Source organism: Streptomyces sp. W1SF4 (genome assembly GCF_003950035.1).
GTDB lineage: Bacteria > Actinomycetota > Actinomycetes > Streptomycetales > Streptomycetaceae > Streptomyces > Streptomyces racemochromogenes.
Genome location: NZ_CP034350.1, coordinates 6,192,488 through 6,201,908, shown reverse-complemented (window position 1 = coordinate 6,201,908; position 9,421 = coordinate 6,192,488). Strand labels below are relative to the sequence as shown.

Sequence of the window (9,421 nt, the reverse complement as noted above, 5' to 3'; positions counted from 1 at the left end):
GGGAGATACCTCTTAGGCAGGAACTTCAGGGGATACGGGGCGCAGGACCGCCGGCTGCGGGGCCGGCGGGAGCGGAGCGCCCCAGGACTCGTGGGCCGCGCCCAGGACGGCGGCCGCGACGCGGGCCGCCGCCTGCCGGGTGCGGGGATGGACGCGCCCCGAACGCAGGCCGCTGGAACGCAGGTTCGCGTCGTGCGGGAGGTGGACGACGTCGGCCGTCCGGCCGGAGAGCATCGTGGCGGCGGCCCGCGCGACGGGCGGCGGCCGCCCGTCGCCCGTGGCCACGAGCACCGCGACCGTCCGGTGCAGCGGCAGGTTCTCCGCCGCCATGGCCATCACGGCCTGCTGGAGGGCCTGCACGCCCTCGGCGGAGGCCGCCGCGCACAGGACGGGCACCGCGTACGGGAGCGCCAGCCAGGCCCGGGTCAGTCCGGGGAGGCCGGCGCAGCGGGCGGTGAGCAGGTCGTGCGTCACCGGGTGCGCCGTGTCGGCCACGACCGCCCGCCAGCCGCCGAGTGCGGCCAGTTGGTACCAGGCGGCGGGCTCCTGGGGGAGGTCGAGGGGCGGGGCGCTCCAGTCCCGGCCGTCGGTCAGGAGGTCCCAGGGGCCGGCGGGGCCGCTCATGGCGGCGCAGGCGGCCCGGGCGGTCTCCCGCGAGGCGGGTTCGCCGGGCGGGAGCGCGGACAGGCCGCGGCCGGGGGCGTTGCTCCAGGCGGGCCAGGGGGAGGCGAGGCGCGGGGCGGTGTCCAGCACCACCGTGTCGCCCGTGGCGGCGAGTTCGGACGCGATCAGGAACGCGAGCGTGGACCTCCCGGCCCCGCCCGTCGGTGCCAGTACCGGCACCGTCAGCCGGGCATCGGTCGGCAGCACGCCCAGGAAATCTGGACGTTTCCGCATCAATCCCCCCAGAAAAACGCAGCAAATAGTTGCCTGCGCAAACAACATGATTCGAACATGGCTGGATCAAGCCAGGACGCACACTACATGCCCGATCTGACGGAACAGCAGAAGACACCACGGACCTGAGCAGTTGTCCGAAGTGGCATAGTGTCACGCATCATCAGGGAACCCGGCCCGCCCACCCGCCTGTTCGAGGCTTGGCCGAAACCATCTTTGGTGGAGCAAATAGCTGGCTTGGCCGCCGGGGGCGCGGGCGGACCGGGGGACCGGGGGGAAACACGTGACGTCGAAGAAGTGGATCTTTGCTGCCGCAGGGGGAATCGTCGCCACACCGGTGGCCATGGGCGTCGCCATGGTGCTGCTCGTGGCGGTCATCGCCCAGGACGACGGCGGCGGCGGGGGCACCTGGCCCACGGCGAGCAGCCTCAAGATCGGCGGGAAGGACGGCGTGCCGCCGCAGTACGCCCAGCTCATCCTCGACGCGGCCGCCCGCTGCGACCAGGGGCTGCCGCCGGCCGTCCTCGCCGCCCAGATCTGGGCCGAGTCCACCTTCAAGCCGGACGCCATATCCCGGGATCCGCGGACCGGCGCGCCGATCGCCTACGGCATCAGCCAGTTCATCCCCGACACCTGGGCCGTCGAAGGGATCGACGGGGACGGCGACGGCGACAAGGACGTCATGGACCCCAAGGACGCGATCCCCTCGCAGGGCTCGATGATGTGCAAACTCCTGCGGACCGCCAAAGCCCACCCCGGCTACAACGGATCGCCCGTCGAGCTGGCCCTCGCCGGCTACAACGCGGGCTGGGGCAGGGTCGACGAGTTCAGGGGCGTACCGCCCCGGTCCTTCGCGGGCGGGCAGACGTACGACTACGTGAAGGCGATCATGGAGAAGACCGTCCAGTTCACGGAGGCGAGCCCCGGCGGGCCGGTGGACATACCCCCCGAGTACTCCCTGCCCTCCGACACCCCTCCCCAGGTCCGCACCGCCGTGTCCTGGGCCCTGAAGCAGAAGGACGGCTGGTACCACCTCGGCGGGGACTGCACGAACGCCCACGGCCAGGACCCCGACCACTGGTGCGACTGCTCCTCCCTCATGCAGCAGGCGTACAAGGCCGCCGGCATCGACATCCCGCGGGTCACCTTCGACCAGATCAACCTGCCGATCCGGGTCGACCTCAACCACCCCAAGGCCGGCGACCTGGTGTTCAACCCCGGCAGCGACGGGAGCGAGGCCTCCCCCGGACACGTCGGCATGTACATCGGCGGGGCCGACCCCGACCAGGGCTTCGTCCTGGAGGCGCCGCGCACCGGGGTCCGCACCCGCATCGTCACCTACAACAGCTGGCGTCACTCCACCAACTACATGACCAAGGTCTCCGGCGTCCGCAGGGTCGTGAACTGGTGACCCGAAACCTCACGACCGCGGGGGACGCGCCGATGGACCAGCCCGAACTCCACCACCCCTGGGGCATCGTCAGCCCCTCCTTCTGGGCCGGCGCCGAGACCGCTCCGGAGGCGCCGCCCGCCGTCCCCTGCGGCCTCGCCGCGATCCACGCGGCCTCCGCGGCCGGCCGGCACGAGGACGCGCTGCTCCTCGCCGAGGAGCTCGACGCGCAGCTGACGGCCGCGCACGGCGAGGTCAGCCTCGACACCATCCAGGTGCGCGAGGTCCGGGGCTACCTCACCGATCTGGCCGGCCGCGCGCCCGAAGCGCTGGAGTGGTACCTCCACGCCCTCCGCCTGCGCGCCCGGCTCCACGGCCCCGACTCCCCCGACACCGAGGCCGCCGCCCGCCGCGCCTACAGCCTCTGGCGCACGCTGCCGCCCGCCGGGGCCCAGGACGCCGCCCCGGCCCTGCTGGCCGCCCTCACCGAGGCCCAGGGCCCGGACTCCCGCGCCGCGCGCCGGACCCGCCGCCGCAGCGCCGAGCTGGCGGCCGGCGCCTAGGCCGTGTCCGCAATGTCGTTCAGTCGTTACTCCGTTCGTGGTGCGACGTCATGAACTGACTGATCAGGCCTGGGATGTCATTGGACCGTTGCTGGCTCCGCCCCGGATGGGCCGTCCGGTGCGGGACCGGCGGCAGGTCCTCAACGGGATCCTGTGGAAGCTGTCCACGGGTGCGGCCTGGCGGGACCTGCCCGAGCGGTACGGGCCGTGGAAGACCGTCTACGAACGATTCCGCCGCTGGTCGGCCGACGGAACCTGGGACCGCCTCCTGGCCCACGTCCAGCAGCACTCGGACGCGATCGGCGAGGTCGACTGGTCGGTCGTCTGCGTCGACTCGACGATCGTGCGGGCCCACCAGCACGCAGCCGGAGCGCGAAAAGGGGGCCCTGGACGGGTGAGGCACTCGGCCGGTCCCGCGGCGGACTGAGCACGAAGATCCACCTCGCCTGCGACGGACAGGGCCGGCCGCTCGCGTTCACGCTCACCGGCGGGAACGTGAACGACTGCACGCAGTTCGAGCCTGTCATGGCCCGCATCCGCATCACACGGTGCGGGCCGGGCCGGCCCCGCACCCGGCCGCTGCGGGTGGTCGGTGACAAGGGCTACTCGTCCCGCAAGATCCGCTCCTACCTGCGTAAACGCGGCATCGCCTGCACCATCCCCGAACGCGTCGACCAGATCAGCGGACGCCTGCGACGAGGCGAGAGCCTGTGCCGTCTCGACCGTGAGGTCTACCGGCGCCGCAACGTCGTCGAACGCTGCTTCAACCGGCTCAAGCAGAACAAGGCCCTCGCCACCCGCTACGACAAACGAGCCCGCCACTACCAAGCCCTGGTCACCCTCGCCTGCCTGCGACTATGGCTCCCCACCTGACATTGCGGACACGCCCTAGGCCGTGTCTTCCGGATCTTGCCGGTCAAGCCCGCGTCTCCCCCAGCTACCGCTGGGAGGGGCCCCCAGGTGCCGTGCATCGGCGCGTTGGCGGGGCGCCCTTGTACTGGACGTACTCGGGTGCACCGCGAACGCGGCGAGGTGCGGCACCGGGCGGCGCGGGTCTGGGGGCACCTCCCAGCGGTAGCTGGGGGAGCCAGATCCGGAAGACACGGCCTAGGCCGCGCCCAGGGCGGTCTCGAATGCGGTATGGGCGGCGGCGTCGAAGAGGACGAAGCGGACCTCCTCCACCGAGGTGGGGGCGGACCGGACGGTCTGGATCGCGATGCGGGCGCCGTCGTCCATGGGCCAGCCGTAGATGCCGGTGGAGATCGCCGGGAAGGCGACCGTGCGCGCGCCCAGCTCGTCGGCCACGCGCAGGGACTCGCGGTAGCAGGACGCGAGCAGGTGCGAGCGGTCCTCCTCGCGCGACCAGACCGGGCCGACGGTGTGGATGACGTGCCCGGCGGCCAGCCGGCCGGCCGTGGTGGCGACCGCCTGGCCGGTCGCGAGGCCCTTGCCGTAGTGGGAGCGGCGCAGGTCCTGGCAGGCGGCGAGGATCTCGGGGCCGCCGCGGCGGTGGATGGCGCCGTCCACTCCTCCGCCGCCGAGCAGGGAGGAGTTGGCGGCGTTGACGATGGCGTCGGCCTTCTCGGCCGTGATGTCGCCCTGGACGAGGGTGATGCGGACCATCAGTGGGCCTTTCGCAGGTGGCGCCAGACGGCCTTGGCCGCGTTGTGGCCGGACATGCCGTGGACGCCCGGGCCCGGCGGGGTCGCCGAGGAGCACAGGAACACCGCGGGGTGGGCGGTGGTGTACGGGGACAGGGTGATCTTGGGCCGGAGCAGGAGCTGGAGGCCGGCGGCGGCGCCACAGGCGATGTCCCCGCCGACGTAGTTCGGGTTGCGGGCGGCGAGCTGCGGCGGGCCGGCCGTGGCGCGGGCCAGGACGAGGTCCCGGAAGCCGGGGGCGAAGCGCTCCAGCTGCCGTTCGACGGCGTCGGTGAGGTCGCCGTCCCAGCCGGCGGGGACGTGCCCGTACGCCCAGAAGACGTGCTTGCCCTCGGGTGCCCGGCCGGGGTCGACCAGGCTGGGCTGGGCGGTGATCAGGAACGGGTTGCGGGGGGCGCGGCCGCCCGTCGCCAGCTGGAGGGCGGCGTCGATGTCCCGGCTGCCGGGGCCGATCTGGACGGTGCCGGCCCGACGGGGGGCCTCGGCGGTCCAGGGGACGGGCCCGTCCAGGGCGTAGTCCAGCTTGAACGCGGCGGCCCCGTAGCGGTAGCCGTCGTAGGCGCGGCCGAGGCGGGCGATCCGGGCCAGCGCGGTCGGCGAGGTGTCGAAGACGTACGCGCGGGCCGGCGGCAGATCGTCGAGCCGCTTGACCTCGAAGCCGGTGTGGACGGTCCCGCCGAGGTCGGTCAGGTAGCCGGCGAGGGCGTCGGAGACGGACTGCGAGCCGCCGCGCGGCATCGGCCAGCCGCCGGCGTGCGCGGCGAGCGCGAAGACCAGTCCGACGGCGCCGGTGGCGATCCCGTTCAGCGGGGCGATGACGTGCGCGACGAGCCCGGCGAACAGGGCGCGGGCGCGGTCGTCGCGGAAGCGGCGCATCAGCCAGCTGGAGGGCGGGAGTCCGGCGAGGCCGAAGCGGGCCAGGGTGACGGGGTCGCGGGGCAGGGCGGTGCCGGGCAGGGACATGAAGTCCCGGGCGAGGGTGTCCCACCGGCCGAGGAACGGCTCCACCAGCCGCCGGTACGCGCCCGCGTCGCGGGGGCCGAGGGAGGCCGCCGTCTCCGCCACGGAACGGGAGAGCACGGCGGCCGTGCCGTCGTCGAAGGGGTGCGCCATGGGCAGCGGGGCGTGCAGCCACTCCAGCCCGTACCGCTTCAGCGGCATCGTCTTGAACACCGGCGAGCCGGCGCCGAGCGGGTGCACCGCGGAGCAGGGATCGTGGCGGAAGCCGGGGAGGGTCAGCTCCTCGGTGCGGGCGCCGCCGCCGATCACGTCGGCGGCCTCGAAGACGGCCACCGAGTGCCCCCGGCGGGCCAGTTCGACCGCGGCCGTCAGACCGTTGGGCCCCGCCCCCACCACGACTGCGTCGAGAATCGACGGCACTGACAACAGCTCCTTCGTCCGGCGACGGCCACTGGCCCCAGCCTAGTCCGCCCGTCCACACCCGCCCTCTGCCGCGGTCACGCGCCCCGGAGCAGGTCGCGGACGCGGATCGCGGTGGCCTCGTCGCGGCCGACGGCGAACGGGAGGGCGTTGTCCCGGTCCACGCGGAAGGGGACGCCCTCGACGGTGCTCTGCGCGCCGCCCGCCTCGGCGACCAGCAGCAGCCCGGCCGCGTGGTCCCAGGCAGAGGGCCAGGTGAAGGCCAGCGCGTCCATCTCGCCGCGCGCCACCTTCAGGTACTCCAGACCCGCCGAGCCGCACGGCCGGGCGGCGATGCCGGGCACGTCGAGCCGGGCGAGGCCGCGCCGGTCCTCCTCGGAGGTGTACAGGGGGTGGGCGGTCGCCACGCGCAGCTTTGCCCCCGGCTCGGGCGAACCGCTGTGGATGCGGACGCCGTTGACGTACGCGCCCTGCCCGCGCACGGCGGTGGACATCTCCTCCAGGGCCGGGGCGAAGGTCCAGGAGGCGAGGAGCTCGCCGCGCAGGGCGAGCGCCACCAGGGTGCAGAAGCCGGATTCGCCGTTGACGAACTGCCGGGTGCCGTCGACCGGGTCGACGATCCACACGGGGGCGTCGCCGCGCAGTGCCGCGTAGACGTTGGGGTCGGCGTGCACGGCTTCCTCGCCGACGACGACGGAGCCGGGCAGCAGCCGGGTCAGGGAGGCGGTGAGGTGTTCCTCGGCCTTCCGGTCGGCGACGGTCACGAGGTCGTGCGGGCCGCTCTTCTGGTCCACCTCGTGCTCGGCGAGCTGCCGGAACCGCGGCATGATCTCGACCGCCGCGGCCTTGCGGACGGCTTCTTCCACCTCGGGCAGGCCTTGGGCCAGGAACTCATCGATCATGCCCCCATCACATCACGGCGGCCCGCCGATCCCCACCGCCCGGGCGGGCCCGCGGCCGGCAGGACACCGCCCGGGTGCGGGTCTAGCCTGGAAAGGGGCCGTCCGTGCGGGAGAAAGGCGGCGAACTCATGAGAGGACGGACCAGGGGTGCCGTGGCGGTGGCCACGATGGTGGTGCTCACGGTCAGCGGCGGTGGGGTGGCGTTCGCCGACGACCTGTCACCCAAGGACATCTACGAACGGGCCGCGCCGTCCACGGTGCACGTGATCGGGACCTACGGTGCCGGCACCGGGGTCGTCTACGACGCGGACAAGGGGCTCATCGTCACCAACGCGCACGTGGTGCAGGGCGAGCCCTCCCTGCGGGTCGCCGTCGAGGACCGGGCGCCCGTGCCCGCCCGCCTGCTGGGCATCGACCCGTGCGAGGACCTCGCCGTGCTGACCTTCTCGCATGCCCAACCGGACCTCAAGGAAGCCAAGTTCGGCGACAGCAAGGACGTGGCGTTCGCCGACAACGTCACCGCCCTCGGCTATCCCGAATCGATCGAGGCGCAGGGCGCGCAGAAGCCGGTGTTCACCACCGGCGCCGTGCAGAACCCGGACGTCAAGGACTCCGCCCCGGACGCCACCCTGCCGCGCTATCCCTCGACCATCCAGCATTCGGCGACCATCAACCCGGGCAACTCCGGCGGGCCGCTGCTCAACGGCAAGGCCGAGGTGGTCGGGATCAACACGCTGTCCCTCCAAGGGGGAGGGACGCAGGGGCAGTTCTACGCCATCAGCAGCGACCACGTCCGGCCGCTGCTCGACCAGCTGGCCGCCGGCGACAGGAAGAACGACCCCGGCTGGCAGCTGGTGGACCTGAAGAACCCGAACCTGGCCGACTACTTCGCCGAGGAGGACGCCGCCAAGGTGGCGCAGACGCAGAAGGCGCTGAAGGACGTCGACGGCATGATGGTCGTGTACACCATGACCAACTCCCCCGCCTACAAGGCCAAGCTGGGCAGCGGTGACGTGATCACCGCGATGAAGGACACTTCCGTCGCCTCGCTCGCGGAGGTCTGCGACGTCCTGCAGTCGGCCGCCCCCGGCGAGACGGTACCCGTGGACGGGGTCTACTCCCCCGTCAACGCCGACGGCAAGGAGATGAAGTCCGGCGAGGGCTGGAGCACCGACCTCGTCATCGGCAAGGACAAGCAGTAGGGCTCCGCGGGCGGCCCGTCCGTCCGTCCGAGCAGATCCCGAGGGACCCGGCACGGCCGGGTCCCTCGCTGCTGCGGGGGCGCGGGAGCGGTGGGGTGCGGGAGCGGTGGGGTGCGGGAGCGGGGATGCGGGAGCGGGGATGCGGGAGCGGGGACGGCAGGTGCTTCCGGGGCCTGGTCAAGGGCACCGCGGGTGGGCAATGATCGCGTCCGCACCACGCGACCGCACTTCCTTGCGTACTCCGCGTCCCCCACAGGAGGATGTCCATGCCCCGCACACCCCGCGGACTGCTCGCGACGGCCACCGCCGCCGTGGCCCTCTTCGGCCTCGCCGTCCCCGCTTCGGCCACCGCTCCCCGGCCGGCCGCCGGCGCGGGAGCCGCCCTCCCCCAGGGCCGCGTCTTCATGGTCAACCCCGTGCAGTCCTCCGGCGACCAGACGCTGACCGACGCCAAGGACTCCGCCACGGCGGTACCCGCCTCGGCCTACGCCACCGCGGCGCTGCGCAACCTCGACTCCAGTGGGGGCCTTTCGGGCAGATGGGCCTCCGTGCGCTCGGAGACCGGGGCGCCGGCGTCGGTCGCGGGCGCCGCACGCTACGACCGCTCCGACGAGCAGTTCGAGCAGGTCATGGCGTACTTCTGGGTCAACGAGGCGCAGGAGTACCTCCAGGGGCTCGGCTTCGGCGGCGAGCTGCCCGGCGCCAACGACCGCGTCCAGCCGGTCCGCATCAACCAGTGGGGTGCCGACAACTCCTTCTTCACCGACAAGAAGGCCGAGATCCGCTTCGGCAAGGGCGGTGTCGACGACGCCGAGGACGCCGAGGTCATCGTCCACGAGTACGGGCACGCCGTGCACAACGCGCAGGTGCCCGGCTTCGGCAGCTCCCCCGAGGCCGGGGCGATCGGCGAGGCCTTCGGCGACTACCTGGCGGTGGAGGTCGGCGACCACGCCGCCGCCGCGTACGGCTGGCCCCGCGCGGCGGACCGGGCGTGCGTCGCCGACTGGGACTCGACCCCGTACAGCCCCGCCCCGCACTGCCTGCGCCGCATCGACGGGACCAAGGTCTACGAGGACAGGGTCGGCGAGGTCCACGCCGACGGCGAGATCTGGTCGCGCGCCCTCTTCGACATCCGCGGCGCCCTCGGCGCCAGGACCGCCGACCGCATCATCGTGAACGCCCAGTTCCGCTTCGCCCCGGACACCGGCTTCCGGGAGGCGGCGCTGGCCACGGTCGACACCGCGCGGAGCATGTACGGCCAGAGCGCGGCGGACGCCGTCACGGCGGCGTTCAAGTCCCGCCGGATTCCCGGCATCCAGTAGTCCCGGACCCGATCAGGCCACCGGCGCCCGCCCGTTCCCGGGCGGGCGCCGGAATGCACCGGTTTCGTCCGGTCAGCGGACAACGATCTCCGCTCTTCGGATAA

General features: G+C 73.1%; 8 protein-coding genes and 1 pseudogene. 5 read left to right on the top strand and 4 right to left on the bottom strand.

The window, feature by feature from the left end:
• Positions 1 to 12: 12 nt before the first annotated feature.
• On the bottom strand, positions 13 to 870 hold the full coding sequence (locus tag D1J60_RS38735) for a hypothetical protein (protein ID WP_206436590.1): 858 nt from the start codon (positions 868 to 870) through the stop codon (positions 13 to 15).
• Between the two features lie 310 nt (positions 871 to 1,180).
• On the opposite strand from D1J60_RS38735, the gene D1J60_RS28885 reads away from it, so the two are divergent.
• The 3 genes and pseudogenes from D1J60_RS28885 (at position 1,181) to D1J60_RS28875 (ending at position 3,723) form a co-directional block, all read left to right on the top strand.
• On the top strand, positions 1,181 to 2,308 hold the full coding sequence (locus D1J60_RS28885; protein ID WP_241253428.1) for an NlpC/P60 family protein: 1,128 nt from the start codon (positions 1,181 to 1,183) through the stop codon (positions 2,306 to 2,308).
• Complete coding sequence (locus tag D1J60_RS28880; RefSeq protein ID WP_125823077.1) at positions 2,305 to 2,850, top strand: tetratricopeptide repeat protein; 546 nt, start codon at positions 2,305 to 2,307, stop codon at positions 2,848 to 2,850. The genes D1J60_RS28885 and D1J60_RS28880 overlap by 4 nt, the downstream gene beginning before the upstream one ends.
• A 40-nt stretch (positions 2,851 to 2,890) precedes the next feature.
• Positions 2,891 to 3,723, top strand: a pseudogene (locus D1J60_RS28875) (IS5 family transposase).
• A 234-nt stretch (positions 3,724 to 3,957) separates the two neighbouring features.
• Here D1J60_RS28875 and D1J60_RS28870 read toward each other — a convergent pair.
• The 3 genes from D1J60_RS28870 to D1J60_RS28860 form a co-directional block, all read right to left on the bottom strand.
• Positions 3,958 to 4,473, bottom strand: a complete 516-nt coding sequence (locus D1J60_RS28870; RefSeq protein ID WP_206436589.1) for an O-acetyl-ADP-ribose deacetylase — start codon at positions 4,471 to 4,473, stop codon at positions 3,958 to 3,960.
• Positions 4,473 to 5,891 (bottom strand): NAD(P)/FAD-dependent oxidoreductase, encoded by a 1,419-nt coding sequence (locus D1J60_RS28865; RefSeq protein WP_125823076.1) that lies wholly within the window; start codon positions 5,889 to 5,891, stop codon positions 4,473 to 4,475. Before D1J60_RS28865 ends, D1J60_RS28870 begins: the two co-directional genes overlap by 1 nt.
• 77 nt (positions 5,892 to 5,968) lie before the next feature.
• Entirely contained in the window at positions 5,969 to 6,793 is an 825-nt protein-coding gene (locus tag D1J60_RS28860; protein ID WP_125823075.1) for an inositol monophosphatase family protein, read from the bottom strand.
• 128 nt (positions 6,794 to 6,921) lie between these two features.
• On the opposite strand from D1J60_RS28860, the gene D1J60_RS28855 reads away from it, so the two are divergent.
• Positions 6,922 to 7,995 carry a trypsin-like peptidase domain-containing protein gene (locus D1J60_RS28855; protein WP_241253427.1) on the top strand — a complete coding sequence of 358 codons (1,074 nt, stop codon included), beginning with the start codon at positions 6,922 to 6,924 and terminating at the stop codon, positions 7,993 to 7,995.
• Between the two features lie 266 nt (positions 7,996 to 8,261).
• Positions 8,262 to 9,317, top strand: coding sequence for a M4 family metallopeptidase (locus D1J60_RS28850; RefSeq protein WP_241253426.1), 1,056 nt, complete (start codon positions 8,262 to 8,264; stop codon positions 9,315 to 9,317).
• Positions 9,318 to 9,421: the final 104 nt, after the last annotated feature.

Coding starts and splice junctions, on each gene's coding strand:
- D1J60_RS28870 (WP_206436589.1), bottom strand. CDS start 4,473: ATGGTCCGCATCACCCTCGTCCAGGGCGACATCACGGCCGAGAAGGCC.
- D1J60_RS28860 (WP_125823075.1), bottom strand. CDS start 6,793: ATGATCGATGAGTTCCTGGCCCAAGGCCTGCCCGAGGTGGAAGAAGCC.
- D1J60_RS28855 (WP_241253427.1), top strand. CDS start 6,922: ATGAGAGGACGGACCAGGGGTGCCGTGGCGGTGGCCACGATGGTGGTG.
- D1J60_RS28850 (WP_241253426.1), top strand. CDS start 8,262: ATGCCCCGCACACCCCGCGGACTGCTCGCGACGGCCACCGCCGCCGTG.